At 60.1% G+C, this 19,992-nt stretch carries 1 protein-coding gene; it reads left to right on the forward strand.

Translation table 11 applies throughout. The features are described from left to right. Positions 1–354 precede the first annotated feature (354 nt). Positions 355–19,947: an autotransporter-associated beta strand repeat-containing protein gene (locus tag KDL09_RS03180; RefSeq protein ID WP_294381230.1), complete on the forward strand. Its 19,593-nt coding sequence runs from the start codon at positions 355–357 to the stop codon at positions 19,945–19,947. The last annotated feature ends 45 nt before the right edge of the window (positions 19,948–19,992 follow it).

Consider the following 19,992-nt stretch of genomic DNA (forward strand, 5'->3'; position numbering starts at 1 on the left):
AAGACAAACCCAGAAACTTAGAATAAAGAAAAGACTAATTTCAAAATAAAGCTTTGAGTATCACGTGATAGCCAATCGGCTGGTTTTCAACATAAGGATCGTTTTATACTTGAGGCTTACCTAGTGTGGTCCGCATATTGGCAGGCTAGCCGCGGCACATTATCTGATCGAGATGCGATGGATGCATCTGTCAGAGGTGTGCTCGGTACCGACCTGCCAACCAGTCCACACATGAAAAATCCTCACCGCACTTTGTGTTTGTCCCCTCTCCATAGGATCGGGGTCTTTATGAAGATGGTTTGTTTTTTCGTAGCCGTATCCCAGCCTGCCCCTGGCGCCACGTTTTATTGGGATATGGACGCCAGCTCCGCCGGAAATAACGCGAATGGCACCAATCTCGGTGGCACGGGAACATGGGATATCTCAACGGCAAACTGGTGGGATGGTATCAACGATGTGGCTTGGCCGAACTCGTTCTTTGATACCGCTATTTTCAATGGAACCGCAGGCACTGTCACCTTGAGCAGTGCCATCAATGTCGGCACACTTCGTTTTGACACGAGTAACTATGTCATCACCAGCGATACGCTGAACCTGGGTGGCGTGGGACGCATTGAGGTGAACGGCCTGGGGGGAACGATCGGAAGTACCGGAGCGAGGGCAACGATTGAGTCTGCTATCGCAGGCACGTCCGGTTTGAGCAAAGAAGGATCAGGCGTTCTTGTGCTGACCAACAACAGCAACACCTACACGGGCGCCACCGTCGTGAAGAACGGCACGCTTTCCATTTCGAACATGGGGCAGCTCGGGGCCTCCACCAGTACCGTGGGGGTTTACGGGGTGAGCAGCCTGGGTTGGGCGGGGGGGACACTGCAGCTCCAAGGCGGAACGGCAGCCGGAACGGGACTCACATTCAATAGAAACCTGAGCCTCTCCGGTCGCGGCAGCAACGGCTTCGGCACCTCGTTCCAGAGCATCGGCAACAACATCATCAACGGCAACATCGTGACCTCAAGCATCACGGAAACGCGTCTCGTCGCCACTGGGGGAACGACGATCATCAACGGCAACCTCCAGCTCGGCTCGGCAGACATCGGCCAGATCATCTATGGCAATGGCAACGTGGTGATCAACGGATTGATCACAGGCGGCACCAGCGGCCAGATCCACCTGGTCAAGACTACGTCTGGCATTGCCTCGACTCTGACCCTGACCAACAGCAACAACACCTTCCTGGGCGCCACACGCGCGGACTCCGGCACCATCCGCATCAGCGATGGTGGTCAGCTCGGTCGGAGCACGAGCAACAACATTGCGCCGATCACGTTCAATGGCGGCACCTACGAAATCCGCACGGACACGCCGAATTCGTTCAGCGGGATCAACATCAGCTACTCCAGCAACAATGGCACGATCTTTGTGGACCGCGCCATTGGCAGCAGCAGCTCCCTCATCAACCAGACTGTCGCCTTCAACAACCTGCGCCAGGAAAACAACCGCACGTTCACCTTCACAGGCCGCAATGGCTACGGACTCTCCATCGCTTCGCTGACCAACAACGCCAACGGAGCCAACAACGAAGCCTGGAACTACACTGGCAACGGCACCATGACCGTGAATGGCACGAGCATTTGGAGCGAGGCCAACACAGCAGGTGCGAGAACGCTGACCTTTACGGCCACGGGCGAGATGGTCATCAATCCGAACATCATTGCCAGCGGCAACTCCCATGTCGTCACCAAGAGTGGCACCGGAACACTCACTTTGAATGGCACGGCCTCGACATACACGGGAGCCACCAACATCAGCGCGGGTACACTTGCGCTAGGGAATGTCGGGGCGGTGGCGACCACCTCACAGATCAACATCGGCAATGCCACCACCACCTCGGGTGCGCTGACCTATCTGGGTGGAACAGCCACTTTGGACCGGAACATCCTCATCAACAGCACCACGGCCAGTGCCTACATCAACGCTAACGGCACAGGGGCGCTCACCCTCACTGGAAACATCCTCACGACGGTGAATGGCGCGAAGACCTTGTTCTTGGGCGGCACCAACACGGATGACAACACCTTGGCTTCCGCTTTTGGCAACAGCACCAGCGCCCACAATTTGCAGAAGATTGGCGCAGGCACATGGTTGCTTACGGCTGCCAACACTTACACGGGCACCACCACCGTCTCCAACGGTACCTTGAAAGTGCAAGACACGTTTTCGGGCGCTTCACGGAATGTGATCAATGACGGCAGTGCCCTGACCTTCAATGTGGATACCTTCACGAATGCCGCAGGCGGCACTTTCGAGTACCTGGGGGATGGAGCCAACGCCAGCGCGGAAACCCTAGGAGCTCTAACCGCCACCGCCGGGGCAGGAACGATCAAGGTCACCGCTGGAGCCGGGGGAACCGCAGACCTGACATTTGCCTCGCTTACCACACCTGCTGCGGGCACGGGCATCAACTTTGTGACGAATGCCGGAGGCACGGTGACCCTCACAGGAGCCACTGACACCAATGGCATCCTTAACGCGCATGTGTTTTTCAACGGGGCGGACTTTGCCTCCGGGTCAGCGGTGACGGCGGCGACATATACCACGGAAAGCGCTGGGGCCAGCCTCGCAGGCGGCAACTCCACGCCTTATTTGGTCGACACCACGGACATCGCAGCACAAGCCACGGCGACGATCAACGCGGGCATCAAATTTGTCGACAATCGCAACTTCACGCTTGGCGCCAGCCAGACTCTGACGCTGCAGAACGGCGCCGCGACGGTTTCGGGCGGCATTTTGGTCACCGGTGGCAGCACTGTGACAATCAGCGGGGGCACCGGCATCACGTCGGGTGGTGCCGCCGATTTGGTTTTCCGCACCGACGCTGCGGGCGACACCCTTATCCTCAACACAGCAATCACGAACACCACCACAGGCGGCTGGACAAAGCTCGGCGCTGGCACCTTGGTGCTCGGCGCTGCCAACGCAGGAACCGCCGCAGGCCAAGTCCACATCAATGAAGGGACGGTGCAGTTGTCCGGTTCCGGTCGTCTTGGAGCGGACAGCATGGATGTCCGGCTGCGTCAGGGAGCGACACTCGACCTCAACGGAGTTAACTTGGGGACCGCTGCTTCCGGCACTGCCGCGATAGATGAACTCAATGGCGCCGGCACTGTGAAGAACTCTGGTGTGGCTGCCTCACTGCGTGTCGGCAATGCGAACGCGAGCAGCTACTTCACCGGAAGCATCCAAGACAACATTGCCCTGGTCAAAAATGGCAGCGGCACCTTCCGCCTCGCAGGAGCGCAGACTTACAGCGGGGGGGTGACCATCAATGCGGGCACGTTGACCGTGAACACACTGGCGAACTTTGGTGACGCCAGCGGGTTGGGTGCTGGCATTACCGGTGACAACGCTGGAAGCCTTGTCTTCAACGGGGGCATACTGAACTACACCGGTGAAGACACGGTTATTTACCAAACAACCGGCACGCCCTCGGTCAGCATCGACCGTTTGTTCACGCTGGCGGGTGATGGCAGGATCAACAGCAACGGCAGCGCCGGCCAGAACGCATTGCAAACTCGCGCGGCCAATAATGCCGCGCTGATCTTCAACAACACGGCGGACATCGCCTTCAGCGGCAGCGGCGTTCGCCTGCTGACGTTGGGCGGTGATTCTCTGGGCGACAACGAAATGAAAATCGGTCTGCGCGACAACGGCGCGAGCGCGCTTTCCATCACCAAAGCTGACGGTGGTCTGTGGATCCTGAGCAATGCGAACAACGACTACAGCGGAGCCACCACAATCAGTGCAGGGGTGCTGCGGATTGAGTCTTCGGCCTACTCCACCAATACAAATACCGTCCTGGCTGGCGGCATTTTGGAATCCTCCGGCACGTTCACCCGCGCCATTGGCACTGGGGCGAATCAAATTCAGTGGACCGGCACATCGAACTCCGGTTTCGCCGCTTCTGTGGCATCTCTTGTGGTGAACCTTGGCGGGGGCACCCCCATCACCTGGGGATCCACCGCGAGCTTCAGCTCAACCGGCCAGCTGTTGTTGAACTCCACGACCGCGCTCGCCGACGTCAACTTTGCCAATGACATCGACCTCAACGCGGCGGTGCGCACGGTCAATGTGGCGGACAACACCAGCACCGGCACGGACTTTGCCATCCTTTCCGGCACTCTCAGCGGCACGGGATCATCCGGTCTGACCAAGACGGGCAACGGCTTGCTCTACATCACCGGCAACAACACCTACAATGGGAACACGACAGTGAGTTTGGGCCAGTTGGCGGTCACCTCCATCGACGGCACCAGTGGATCCAGCAACCTGGGTAATGCCAGCGGTTCCCTGACGCTCGGCAACACCACAACAGCCACCACCTACCTCATGTATTATGGCACCGGGGAAACCGTCGCACGTTCCATCATTTGGAACAGCACAACCGGCACCACCACCATCGACTCCAGCGGCAGTGGAGCGCTTGTGATCAACAATTTCTCCATCACCGGCAACGGCAGCAAGACGCTCAACCTCCGCGGCTTTAATACAGATGCCAACACCATATCCTCCAACATCGGCAACGTGGGCGGCACCACGTCAGTGACCAAATCAGACAGTGGCACGTGGATCCTCAGCGGCAACAACACGTTTACCGGAAATCTGACCGTCAACACGGGCTGGCTGGGACTTGCGGATGCAACGTCCGCAGGATCAGCGGGCACAGGAGCCCTCGTGTTGAGCAATGGGGGTATTTTTGCCGCAGGCGGCACTGCCTTGTCCATTTCCCGGGAACTTCAACTGGCCGCCAATGCCAGTTCCTTGTTCACCGGTGATCAGTCCATCACTTTCACCGGCACCGTCAAAGGTAATGCAGGATCCGACAACCAAGTCTGGAACATTTACAACACGCTCAGTTCTGGAGCGACGTTGACCTTCAATTCCTTCACCAGCGTCGAAGACACGGCCACTGACACCCGGCCGTTGGTGATCCTTGGAACCGGTGCCACCGTGTTTGACGCCACCATTGCCAACCAGGCCACGGTTACGGACCCCAACGCGGATGGTACCAGCCTGACGCTCAGCACGTCCAACAACGGCAGTCTGACACTGAGCGGCGCCAGCCCGAACACCTATTCCCGTGGCACCACGCTCACTCAGGGCACCTTGATTCTGGGCAAGGTGGGAGCACTGGGCAGCGGCACCTTCAATTTCAACGGTGGTGTGTTGCAGGCCACTGTCGATCTTTCTGGAGCTGACAAACTGACGAATGCAGTGACGCTGGCTTCTGCGCCCGGCGTGGTCTCCGGGAGTCAAAACATCGAGTTTGGCGGCGTGGTGACCAACAGCGGTGGTGATCGTGCCTTGGAAAACAATCTCTCGGGTGCGCAGCTTACGCTCTCCGGCGGCGTCAACCTTTCCAATGACGGCACTAACCGTACCTTCAGTGTGCAAGGCAGTGGTGACACGATCATCAACAGCGTCATCGTCAACGGCAGCACTTCCACTGCCAGCGCACTGCGCATGCGCGGTACGGGCACGCTGACACTGACCGCAGCCAACACCTATGACGGGGGCACAACGGTCACTAATGGCGTTCTCAAACTGTCGGATAACGGCACGCTGGACCAGAATTCCATCATCACGGTCTCTGGCAAAGGCACGCTGCGTCTCGACAACTCTGTCACCAACCTGGGCGATCGCGTGAGCGATACGCAGGACATCAACATCGACGGTGGTCTGCTGGACTTCATCAGCGACGGCAGCTCCTCGTCGGAATCATTTGGCCGTCTCGACATCAACGGCAATGGTTTGGCCACCATCAAGGTGAGCGGCGGAGGCTCCAGCACCCTGACCTTCCTGTCGGTGAATTTTGCCAACACGGGCTCGACACTCGACGTCAGCGGCATCAGCAGCCTGGGCACCACCAACAAGGTGCTTTTCACCACGGCGCCCACGGGCACGGCCGTGGCCAACGGAATGCTGCCCAAGGTCGTTTTCGGGGCTGATTTTGCCGAATATGACGTGACCAACGGCATCCAGGCCTTCTCAGGCTACAATAACAGCAATGACCTGGTGGCCGCGGTGAACACGGACACGATGAATGTGACCAGCAGCGCCAACATCTCGGTCAGCCGCACGCTCAATGCCTTGAAGCTTGCCGGCGGCGTTACGGTGGGGTCCAGCATCGCCGGGTCACAGCTCACGTTGTCAGGCGGCGCCGTGCTGGTGGATGGCGGCGTGAACGTCCTGAATGTGCCGCTGCTCAACCTCGGGGCCAACAACGGCTACTTCCAGGTAACCACCGGCACGACGTTGAACATCGACAGCACGATGACCGGGGCCGCTTACACGCAGCTTCAGGGCGGGACGGTCAATTTCAACACCACCCAGTTCTACGTCAGCACCACGAACATTCACGGTGGCACTCTCAAGCTGAATGGCGGCCTCAACACCATCATGCCATTGAAGCAGTCGCTCTTCGTTAATCCTGGCGCCACACTGGACCTCAATGGCAACACCCAGTTTGTCGGCAACATCACGACCAGCAGTGACCAGCCTGATGGCGGCGGCACCATCATGACCAGCACCGGCACCGGCACGATTGTCACGGACAACGGTGGGAGCTGGATGGGAACCATCACCGGCAGCATCAATCTGGGCCGCGTGGGCGGCAGCACGTTGACGATTGGCACCGCGCAATCCTACACCGGCTGGACCTTCCTGACCGCAAGCACCACGACGTTGCGCGACAATGCCACCATCCTCAACACGTCCGGCATCGACATCAATCTCGCCACCCTGTTCCTGGGCAACAACGACAACCTGCAAATCCAGATCAACGACCGCGTCAAAGATGACGCCGCCATCAACCTGCGTGGTGGTACGATCAGTGTCACCGGCCGCGCGCACACGGATGCCACGGAGCGGATGGGTGCTGTTTCTGTATTGATGGGGGCCAACACCATCACCTCCACCGCAGGTGGCACAGGCTCTTACAATTCGTCCACGGTGACCTTTGCCAGCCTCACGCGCAGCGCAGGGGCTACTGTCAACTTCACCGGCACCAGCCTCGGCCAGGCGGGCAACAATGGATTCATCAAGTTCGACACTCCTCTGGCAACGGTGAGTGATCTTTTGCTGGGGAACTGGGCCATCGCCAACACCACGGACTATGCGGCGTATGCGCATGGCATGGGTGTGGGGGCTGTTGGCACGCCTGGTTACACGCCTTATGCGACCCAGGAGATCAATGATGTGATCGTGACTCCGGACGCGGGCATTTTTGCCTCTGGCGCGGTGACGAACATCGTCGCTCAGGCGGCTGGCTCCATTCAGCTGCCAAGCGGCACCACCACCACCGGGTTGCTGCGCATTGCCGGTGGTTTCACCAACGACATCGTCTTCACCAGTGGCACGGATGTGTTGAATCTGGAGCTTGGCGGTATCCTGCGCAGCAACAACAACAACGCCACGACGATCGGCACGCTCGCAACGCGTGGTATCATCACCAGCGGCGTCAGCGAACTGGTGATTTACAACAACCAGAACACGCTCACGATCCATTCGGTCATCCAAGGCACCAACAGCCTGGTGAAGGCTGGCGGCGGCACGTTGACCCTCTCCGCCCAGAATTCCTACTCCGGTGGTACCGTGGTCAATCAGGGCACACTCCGGCTTGAAGGGGATGTTGGATTCACGGTCATCCCGGCGGGCGGCCTCACCATCACTGGTTCCACAGTGACGATGATCAACAACCAGGGGCAGATCGACTCGTCCAACATCGTCACACTCAATGGCAGTTCCACATTGACCTTGGTGGGCAACAACACTCTCGACAGCATCGTCTTCAACCACGTTGGCGGAACCACTGCGCCCACTGTTACTTCGGGAGGCGTGCTCACGCTGACGAATGCCAATGCCGTCACTGTCACCAGCAACAACGCCATTGGGCTTCCGGTCATCAATGGCACGCTGGACATCGGTGCCAGCGCCAAGATCTTCAGTGTGGATGCTCCGCAGATGAATGGAGTGGTTTATGACAACTCCATTAACCCCTCCCTGAGCATCGGTGCTGTCGTCACCGGTGCCGGCGGTTCCATCACCAAGACCGGCACGGGGCTCCTCCTGCTTGGCGGGCAGAGTACTTTTACCGGCGGCATGACTGTCACGGGTGGTGGTATCGTGCTGGCGGCGAGCAGCACCTCCACCTTTGCCAACTCTCTTTTCTCCGGACCGCTGGGTCTCGGGGCGGTGAGCATGGCCGCAGGTACCAAGGTGGCGGTCAACGACAGCAGCCGCACGGTGGCAAACGCAATGAGCTTCGCCGGCAATCCCATCTTCAGCAATACCGGCAGCACCCTGGACACTCTGACCCTCAATGGTGCGCTCACCTTCTCCACTCTCAGCACTCCCGGTGGTTTGGTGGCCGAAATCGACACGCCTTACCTCAATGTGGTGCTCGGGGGTGACATCCAGGGCATCGGCTCGGTGACGGCCGTCGGCAGCACCGGCGCCAACACCATCAGCAAAACTGGTCCGGGCAATCTCTCCGGCCTCAACCTCACGGGCCTCGGTTCAAGCGTGCCGATCAACCTCACCAACCTCACCAACACTTCGTTCACCCTGCTGCATGATGGTGATGGCACCAGCGGCTTCGAGACCATCAACTTGGGCACTGTGACCTGGGAGTCCGTCAATGGTGCGCTCAATTTGACCATCGGTCGCGCGGGTGCCGGTCTCTACTTCCCCACCGCTGCTTTCAAGACCATTGCGCTGACCAGCCTGAACTCGTCTGGGTTGCCCAGTGGAATCGTTCTGACCAACAACAACGGCTACGGGCTCGACATCCCGGACAACATCGTCCTGGCTGTGGGCAACAGCTGGTCGGTGTCCACGACCAACACGTCCCTTCAAACGGTTGGGCTGACCCTTTCGGGTGAGATCAGCGGATCCACGGGCCTGACCAAGGCGGGCAACGGTGTCCTGAAACTCAGCAACGCCGCCAATTCGTTCACGGGCACAATCGACATCACGAACGGCACGGTGGAAGGCGCGTTGGATACAGTGTTTGGGAACCCGTCCAACATCATTCAAATCGGCTCCAACAGCCTGACCGAGGGTCTGCGCATTTCCGGCACCTTTGCCACCAGCCGCACCATCAACCTGAACAACACGAACAGCGGCATCGATGTGACGGGCAGCAATGTGTTCACCTTGAACAGCGCCTTCACCTTTGCCACGGCCACCAACAACCTGCAGAAGAACGACCGAGGCACGTTGGTCCTCACACAGGCCCAGTCCGGATGGGACGGTGTGTTCACCGTCAAGCAGGGCGTGGTGCGCATCTCAAACGCCGACGCCCTGGGCACCACCACCGGTAATACAACATTCGGCAACGTGGGGGCAGCACTGGAACTCACGGGCAGCATCACGCTGGCGGAACCTTTGCTGTTTGCTTCTGGTGATGACGTCATGTCCAACGGGGTCAACGGGGGCGGCGCTCTCCGTTCAGTCAGTGGTGACAACATTCTCACGGGCGACATCACCCTGAACAACGCCTCCGGGACCAATGACCGCAGCCGCGGGGCTACGATCACGGTGGATTCGGGAGCAACATTGGACATTCAGGGCGTGATCACCGGCAACGTCGGCAACGGCCAGAATCGGGACTCGATCCTCGGTCTTGGTGGCGATGGCAATGGCACACTGAGCACCGCTTTGGCCCTCGGCGGCACGCTCGGCACCAATCGTTACTTCCTCATCAACAAGTTCGGATCCGGCACTTGGACGATTACTGCCGCTAATGCGCATCCGGGCACGCGTGTCGTCATCAAGGAGGGCATGCTCACACTGAGTGGAAGTGGCTCCTTGGGGACTCCCACGGCGGGCCAGGAAACTACGCCGACCGTTTACCTGAATCCCACCGGTGTGCTGAAACTCGACAGCGGCACTGGCACGGCAGTGGACGACCGCCTCAGCGGACGCGCACTGAATGTCTCAGGGGCGGATGTCATCATCATCGGCAACGCTGCAGGCACCTCGGAAACTGTGGGGGCGTTCACCCTGCGCGAGGGTCTCTCGATCTTCACCTTGGATGCACATGCCTCCGGCCAGTTGAATTTTGCCACCGGCGCCATCACTCGCTCCACGGGAGCTTCCCTCCTCATCCGGGCCGACAATTTTGGCAGCGCAGCCGGGACGGGCGTCGCCACATTCACTGGGAGCAGTTACGCTTTCGTCGGCCAGCTTGGTGACACTGACACCACGAACAAGGCCATCATTCCATGGGCCCTGGGTGACTCGAATGTGGCAGGCGGCGGCACCGGATTTGTCACCGCGGACTCCACGGGCGGTGCCGCAAACACAGGCACCAACATCCTGCGCCTGCTCTCCCCCTCGGAGCAGACAACAGACTTCGCGACCGCGAATGCCAACGTGAATCTCTCCACAACTGAACTGCTTGGTGCTCTGAACAATTACAACTCGCTTCGTCTGGCCAGCGGCGGCGGCGTGGATCTGAATTACGTGCCGTTGTCTTTGGCCAGCGGCGGTCTGCTGGCTCTGTCTGGCAACACCGGCATTGATGGCTTCAGCGGTGTCAGCTACCTGACGACCGTCGGCAACGCCGAGCTGGTGATTCACGCCGTCGGGGATCTGGTCCTCAACGTGCCGATTGCCGGAACCACGGGCGCCCTGACGAAATCGGGGGCGGGCGCCCTCACGCTCACGGCTGGAAACACCGCCCATGGAACGGTTTATGTCAACGACGGCACGCTCATGCTGGGCGGTGGGAATCAAACCATCCTCCCGGGACGCAGCCTGCAGGTCAACAATGGTGGCACGCTCGACTTGAATGGCACAGCGCAGCATTTCAACCTGCTGGAGTCTCGCCTGACCGCCGTTCTGGCCCAGTCGGACTTGTTCCCCGGCGACTCGGGCGGCATCGTGACGAACTCCAGCGGCACGCAGGCCACCTTGGCGCTTGCCACGGGCAACGTGACCTTCACCGGTTCCATCCAGGGCAACGTTGCCGTGGTTCACAGCCAGGCCGCTGCCGCGTTCCAAGATTGGAACCTTTACAGCGAGCAGACTTATTCGGGCCCGTCGCTCTTCAATGGCGGCCGCACCCAGTTGCTGGTGGAAGGCAGGCTGACCAACACCTCGTCCATTGAGATTGCCAACGCCACTTTCCTCATCGCCACCACCAACGGCAACACAGAAGGCCAAAACGTCTCGGACCGCGTCAAGGATACGGCCCCGATCACGCTCCGCGGCGGCAACCTCCAGCTTCGCGGCCACGCAGCACTCTACACCACCGAGACGTTGGGCGCGGTCACGCTCGGCAGCGGTCAGAACGTCATCGATGCTGCGGAAGGCGGCACTCCTGTGGACCAGTCGGACTTCACCATCGCCAGCTTGACTCGGGCCGCCAACTCGCATGCCACACTGCGCTTCTACAACATTGACGGCACACCGAATGACGATGCGCGCCTGTTCATCACTGCCGCGCCGACATTGACGAACAACATCATCGGCGGCTGGGCGGTGTTTGAGCGTGAGTTCGCCAGCTACATTTCCGGCCACGGCGTCGGTGGTCTGAACACCCAGGGCTTCGCCGGGTATTCGCCCAATCTCATCAACGATGGCACGGGCACGGACAACATCCGCATCGCCCTGCCTGCGGCGGGATCCACCACGCTTCTGACGGCTGATCGCACCATCTACAGCCTCAATCTCCAGGGCGCCTCCAGCTCCACGGCCAACAGCAACCTGGACCTCGGCGGCAACACCCTCACGCTCGTCAGCGGCGGCTTGATCGCGTCGGGAGCCACCAACGACATTTTCATCAACATCACCAACGGCAATCTCACAGCCGGAGCCCTCAATGTCGGCGGCGATCTTTATCTTCACACGTTTGGTTATGTGAACGGCAACACCGACGTGGTGAACCGAGACGTCAACATCAGCGCCAACCTGGTCAACAACGGGACCGGTGCGGTCACCGTGGTCTACAACGGTGATGATGGTCGTGGCACGGGTCTGGATGGCCTGCTGAATGCATCCTCCACCAATGTCACCGGCAACAACACCTACACGGGTGGCACCTTCGTCAATGCAGGCCGTGTCATTCTGAACAATGCCAGCGCCAACGGCACCACCATCACTGCCACGGGCACCGGTGATCTGACCATCCACGGCGGTCCCAGCACCAACGGCAACACCTACCAGGAGTTCCGCTCCTCCGTGGTCTATGGTTCCTCTGACCAGATCGCCAACACTGCCACTGTGACCCTGATCGGCAGCGGCCGTTTGAATCTGAACAACTTCAGCCAGACCATCGCCGCGCTCGTCTTCAACAACATCGGCGGTCACAACCCCGAGGTTACCACCGGCACCGGCACCTTGACGGTGACAGGCAGCAGCATCACCGCCAGCGGCCAGAACGCCAGCACCAGCGCCATCTCCACCATCAACGGCAAGCTGGCCCTGAGCGCCGCCACCACCACCTTCACCATCAATCCGGTCGAATGGAACGGGGCGATCCTCAACCCGATCCTTCCCAACCTTATCATCAATGCCTCCATTGAAGGCGCCGACATTGTCAAAAACGGAAACGGCGTTTTGCGGCTCACGGCATCGAACGCCTTCACTGGCAGTTTTGACCTTCAGGCAGGTGGTCTCGCTCTCGGCAGCAACAACGCTCTCTCCACTGGTTCACTGATCATCGGCAATGGCACGTTCCTGACCTCGACCGCTGACAACCGCATTATCGCCAACTCGTATTCTGTCACCGGTGACTTCGCCCTTCGCGATGCCTTCAACCTCACCCTTTCCGGTGACGGAACGCTGGCTGCAGGAAATCATGACATCTCGGTCGATCTTGCTGCCAAGACACTCACGCTCAGCGGGGTCCTCGGCGGGGCCACGGCCAACATCAACAAGACGGGCGACGGCATCCTCGTGCTGGGCAGCAGCAACAACACCTACGGTGGCACCACAACCGTGACGGACGGCATTCTGCGCTATGGTGTCGCCAACGCCATTCCCACCGGTTCCGCAGTTTCTGTGCTGCAAGGCGCCCTGCTCGACATCACCCTCGGTGGTTCGGCGGTGACTGTGGGTTCGCTTTCGAGTGACAGCGCTACTCTAGGTGGCGTTGTGTATCATGGAGACACCAGCGGCACGAACACGCTCACAGCGGGTGGTGACAACACGACCACGAGCTTCGGTGGTGTCATCGCCAATGCGACGGGCTCGACGTTGAACTTTGTGAAGGACGGCACCGGTACGCTCACCTTGGGAGGTGCCAACCAGTACAATGGCAGCACCACCGTTGCGGGCGGCCGCTTGATTGCTCAGCCTGTGGGTGGCAACAGCCCGCTTGGCACCAGCCAGAGTCTCATCATGGGTGGAGCCTCCACGGCGGGGATTCTCCAGCTTGGCAACGGCACCGGAGCCCTGAGCCACACCTTCACGTCTCTGAGCAGCCAGGGCACCGCCACGACCAATCAGATCGTCTCCGGCAACGCCACGATGGCCACGTTGATCCTTGATCTTGCCGCCAACAGTGTGTTTGCAGGCAACATCGGTGGCTCTGGCACCAACGAGGCCAACTTGAATCTCGTGAAGAGCGGAGCAGGAGACCTCACCATTTCCGGCACAGGCACCAGCATGTACAACGGCACCACCACGGTCAACGGTGGCAAGCTCTTCATGGACACGCCAGGCGCCTTTGCTGCCACAACCACCAGCCTGACCTTGGCGGACGGCACGGAATTCTCCCTGCGTGGAACCACAAACGCTGCCAACCAGGTCTTTGGCTTCTCGGGTTCCGGCAATGTCATCACCGTCGGCAGCAGCACTGGAGCCACCCTTGGCTTCGGCATCGATGGGGTTTTCAATTCCCAACTCAGCCTGGCCACGGGTCAGACAATGACGGTCAATGGCACACTGACGACAGCCGTGTATGTGAACAGCGCCCCAACCGACGGGCTCGACTACATCCTCATCAATGGAGCTGACGCCAGCTCACTCCACGCTGGCAGCGGAACCTTCGATCTCAACCCTGTCATCTTCAACGGGGGCAGCTTTAGCTATGCGCTGCGCAATGAAACCTTGGGTGGCACGGTCGACCAGTGGATCCTGACTCCCACGGCGGTTCCTGCCGCAGCAGACACATGGTGGAAAGGTGACCTCACCGGCATTGGCACGGGTGTGTGGTCGGCGACCACCACGTCGGGCACGGGATTCCCTTCCAACTGGGACACCGACCAGTCTTCGGGAATCGATGCGCTCGTCCCGCCTGATGCCGGCTCCATCGTCCACTTCAGCGCCACGGGGGCTGCAAATTTCACCACCACACTCGGTGCCAATGTCACGATTCAGGAGCTCATCTTCCACACCGGCAACTCAGCCACCTCCATCGGCAGTTCCAATGGCATCAACACCCTGACTCTCGGCAACACTGTGGATGCCAGCGGCCTTACCATTCAGACCGGCGCCGCTGATGTCAGCATCAGCGCGATTGTGAATCTCGCGCAGAATCAGTCATGGAACATTGAGGACAGTGCACGTCTCCTGACCCTCTCCGGTAGCCTGACAGGCACGGCCATCGCCCTGACGGTCAACGATTCTGTGACAAACGCGGGCAGCCTTGTCTTCACCGGCAGCGCTGCGAGCCTGACTGGCACGCTGAACATGAATGCGGGCACGCTCCTGTTTGACGGGACGGGAAGCTTGAACTCGGGTCTCGATGTGGTGCTTGGAACGGTCAGCACGGCGGCGACCCTCAAGGTCGGTGATGCAGGCGCGGCCTCGGGCGCGACGATCGGTGGCCTGAGCAATGGTTCCTTTGCGGGCAGCCGCGTGATTGGTGGCAATGCATCCCTTTCCACGCTGGCCATCGGCCCGAGTTCGGGCACAGCCACATTCTCAGGCGATTTGGGCGGTGTGGGCACCAATGAAAACCAGTTCAACTTGGAAAAGACTGGCGCTGGCACCCAGATCATCAGTGGCACCACCATCACCTATGCCGGTAACACCACAGTCCGGGAGGGAGTTCTCCAACTCGGCTCCACCGCTGTCTTTGCTCCCACGGGTTCACTCTCCGTCATTGCCAACGCCGGAGTGACTGCGGCCTTCGACTTCAATGGAAAGAGCTTCACCACGATCGGCACCCTGACGCTCGGCGGCGGTGCCAGCGGCCAGGCGCAGGTGCTCGACACCAATGGCACCAAAGGCACCCTGACGCTCGGCGGTGACATCACTTACGATGCTAGCAACAACCCTGGCAACGCCACCATCTCTGCCAATCTCAATACCACGGGCGCCAACCGCGTGGTCACCGTTGGAGATTCCACCAATTCCACCAACGAACTCACCATTTCCGGCACCATCACTTCGACTTCCAACAACAGCCTCACCTTGGCGGGTGCCGGCAATGGCACGATCAGCGGAAACATCAGCCTCAATCCCGCTGGCGGCGCCACGTCCAGCCGTGACTTTGTGTTTAACAGCACCGGCACTTGGGATGTGAACGCCAAGATCGAAGCCGGGGATGACCTGCTGCTCAACACGGGCACCATCAATGCCAATGTAGGAGAATCCTTGGACGCCACAGATGACATTGTCATCGACGGTACTGGAACCCAGGGAAGCATGGTGGTGAACATCTACAGCACCTCCCAGGTGCACACCGGGGACGACATCTTCATCCGCAATGGCGGCCAGATTAACATTTATGGCGCTGGTGGTATCGGAACCGGCACAGACCAGCTCCTGATCGGTGATTCTGCATCGAACAGCGCAGCGGCTGCAGGTTTGTTGAATTTCGCCGCCAACGTCAACATCAGCACCACCAGCGGCTTCCAGTTGGGAGCCACCGGAGGCCAGCTCGGCAACATCACCGGCACCGGCACCTTCACCAGCGCCGGAACCAAGGATTTGCGGAACGGCAGCATCGGTGACGGTGTCACGCTCGCCGGCAACGGGGCCATTACCAAGCAAACCACCGGCACCGTCACCTTCTCTGGTGCACGTGCGGGCGCGTCCACTGGTGCCACCAACATCTTTGAAGGCACGCTTATCCTTGACTACACCACGAACAACAACAGCAAGATCGGCGGTGTGCTCACCTTGGGGCAGTTGAACAACGTCTCCAACGGAACTCTCCAACTCAACGGCAACGATGCTGGTGCCACATCGCAAAGTGTGACCAGCACCACCATCTCCACTGGCAACACCACGGTGGCCATCAACAACGGCACCGGGCAGACCGCCACGCTGAACCTCGGCGCCATCACCCGCACGGTGGGAGGTGTGGTTTCCTTTGAGTACCTCAGCGCGAATGCCGGTGCCACTTCCACCAGCCCTGCCGGTACGCTGGGTTACGCCACGCTTTCCATCGCCGGCGGGTCTGACCGCTTTGCCGCCATCGACGGCTCTGGCAACATCGTTCAGGCCACGCTCACCACGCAAAATGACGTGACGCTCTGGGCGACGGGACAGAACATCATCAATGACGCGGCTTTCGCCGGCGTGGTGGACTGCGCCAACATCGCCAGCCTCACATTCAACGGCATCAGCGCCAACAACACGCTCAGCCTGACATCCACCGGAGACCTTCTCATCAGCAGCGGCGGTATCATGGTGGATCCGTCGGTCGGGGCGTTCAGCAGCACCATCAGCGGTGGTCGTCTCCTCGGCGCCACGAATTCGGGAATCGCGGGTGAAATCATCATCCAGCAGAACAACACGGTCGGACTCCTCACCATCGCATCTAAGATCATCAAGAGTGCCGGAATCACCAAGTCCGGCTTTGGTACGGTCCTCTTGAGCGGTGCCAACTCTTTCCTCAACACCGGCAGCCAGCTGGTCATCAACGAAGGAACGGTGCGGATCAGCGGTGGCAATGCGTTGGCGGACAACATGTCAGTCTACATGCGCCAGGGCACCACGTTCGATGTCAACAACAGCACCGAAGTGGTCGGACACCTGGTTACCGAGAGCAATGGCACCATTGCCCTGGGCACGAGCGGTAAGCTCACCTTCAACCAGACGGGCAACATCAGCTACCGCGGGCTTTTCACCGGCGGAGCAACCAGCCAGCTCACTCTCAACGGACCGCTCTTCAATTTCAACATCACCGGCAGCACCACCTCGGCGTTCACTGGCGCGGTTGTCGTCAATACAGGCCTCCTCCAGCTGAGCGGCTCGGCAGGCAGACTGAGCGGCGTGCTGTCCTTCACGATTAACAAGGGAGGCACCATGCTGATCGACAACAACGACGACAGCGCTCCCAACGACCGCATTTCCGACAGTGCCGCATTCACTCTGCACTCTGCCGACGGTACACCCTCGGGTGAAGTCGCGCGCCCGCGGGGATTGTGGATTCGTTCTGACAACAGCAACGGCGAAGACGAAACCATTGGCGCCCTTACTTTCGCCAGCGGAGCCAGCTATGCCACGCTGGACGCCAACACAACCAATGCGGCCGCTGTGACACGTCTCATTTCCAGCGGCTGGACACGCAACGCCGGTGCCACCATCAACGTGCGCGGCCGCAACCTCGGTGCGACGGCCAATCAGCGCACTGGCTTCAAGATCGCGGATGCCAATGATTCGGCGTTCATGGCGGCCAATCTCATCGGTGGCTCCGGTGGCGCTGGAACCGACACCCGTTCGATTGTGCCTTGGGCCATGGGAGAGAACATGACCGTTGGGGGGGCCACGGACACCAACATGGGCAACACCCTGCTCACTTACGTCGACAATGTGGGTTTCGTGCCGCTAAGTTTCACCAACGAGTATAGCACCTTTGCTGCGAAAGATTCTAATGATGACAACATTCGCGAGAGCCTGACCGCCGATCTTACAGGCCTGGTTGGCCAGACCATCAACTCTCTGGTCATCCACAACAACAGCACCTCCGCATCCACCATCAATGTGACTGGCGCCGGAGCTGGCCATGCACTCATCAACTCCAGCGGCACGTTCCTCTTCACCCAGAACACCGCCGCCGCTGCCAGCACTGTCCACAGTGTCGTTCTCGGCGGCTTTGTCGACGGTATCCAGGTTGGCGCCACCAACGAATATGTGTTCTTCGTGGTCAATCCCTCCGCTGCGACCAACACCGCCACGCTCACTGCCACGGTCGCCTCACCGCTGAATACGACGGGTGCGTCCGTGACCAAATCGGGTCGCGGCACGCTGGAGTTCACCGCCGTGAACACCTACACCGGCGGCACCACGGTCAACGAAGGCACGCTCCTCATTCATGACAATGACAACATCGGTTCAGGCGGACTTTCCCTCGCAGGTGGCACGCTCAGTCTGGCCAGCGACTTCGCCGACGACATCGGCGGCCGCAATCTTGTCGTCCAGATCGGCGGCGGCACCCTTGATGTGCAGGCATCCTCGGTCACGGCGACGAATCTGGTCACCAGCGGCTCGGGCACCCTCACCAAGACTGGCACCGGCACCCTGACGATTGCGGGCGGCACTGCCAACACCCAGACCGGTGACTTTGCCGTCACCCGCGGTTTGGTCGAACTGGGCAAAACCGCGGGCGTCAATGCCATCAGCGGTGCGAACCTGCTCATCGGTTTCAATGCTACAACGAACCAAACTTCGACGGTCCGTCTGCTTGCCAACAACCAGATCGCCAACGCCACAAGCGTGAGCTTGCGTTCCGCCGCGACCGGCTCGGTGGCCACCTTCGACCTGAACGGCTTCTCGGATACAATCGGGTCCCTCACCATGGGTGCGACCACGGGGTCAGGCGTGTTGCTCACCACGGGTGCTGGTGGAGTCCTGACGGTGTCCGGTGACATCGTGTTGAACAGCGACCGCGCCCTGAATGACGCCAGCACCAATGCGCGCAACATCGTCATCACCGGCACTGGATCGATCGCCACAGCAGCTCCTGACTCAGGCACGCTGAACCTCGGCAGCGTCACACGGACCATTACAGTCCAGACCGTCGCCACAGGCAGCAACTTGGGCAACAACGACGCCACCATTGAAACTGCCATCACTGGAACCGGCAGCGCCGGCATCATCAAGGAAGGCTCACAGGCCCTCGTCTTGAGCGGCACCAACACCTACCTGGGCGCCACGACGATCAACGACGGTGAAATCAACCTCCGCGGCAGCTTGAGTTCCGGCGCGGTGACCGTCAGCGAGGTTGGAGGCACGCTGGCCAATGCTGCGGTCCTCTCCGGCTCCGGGGACGGAGTCACCACCGGCATCATCGGTGGAACGGTGACCATTGGTGAAGTTGACTGCGGCGTAGGCATCCTCGCCCCGGGCACGGTGGCCAGCACCACGACGCTGATCAGCAATTACGGAGCGAACGCCAATGGCACACTGACCCTCACGGCCGGTGGTGTTGCCCTCACGGTTGCTGACGGGTCGCAGATCCAGCTTGGCATCACCAACGCCACCTACACCAGCCTGGGCCTCGTTGCTGCGTTGGGTGATGGTTCTGCCACAGACGCCTCCTCCTACATTGCGTCCAACCTCACCGAACTCGCCTCAAACTGGAATGTGGCGCCCACCTCGTCTTCGGACATGGATTACCTCAATCTCACAGGTTCGGGTTCCAACCTCAGCCTCGGCAGCCGTGTCTCAGCCACCTTTGGTGACGGCGTCGTCCGTGTCTCCGTCGTCGGTTCCCCCACCTTTGCCCAAGGCCAGGTCTTCAACCTGATCGACTGGCAGGCTGCCAGCATCATGGGAGGCACCTTCAGCACGGGCACCAGCACCATTTATGGTGCAGCCTCCAATGTAATCGCGGGTGACCTCGATCTGCCTTCGCTGGGAGCCGGACTTGCCTGGGACGTCAGCGCCTTCACCCAATATGGTGTCATTGTAGTGGTGCCCGAGCCGTCACGTGCGGTTCTCCTGCTGCTCGGCCTGCTGGGCTTCGCCATGCGCCGCCGCCGCTAAAAGCCCTCCGTCGAATCAAGCCGCTCCGCAGAAGCTCTGCGGAGC

The sequence above is a fragment of the Prosthecobacter sp. genome, from assembly GCF_020439865.1.
Lineage (GTDB): Bacteria > Verrucomicrobiota > Verrucomicrobiia > Verrucomicrobiales > Verrucomicrobiaceae > Prosthecobacter.

Coding starts and splice junctions, on each gene's coding strand:
- KDL09_RS03180 (WP_294381230.1), top strand. CDS start 355: ATGGACGCCAGCTCCGCCGGAAATAACGCGAATGGCACCAATCTCGGT.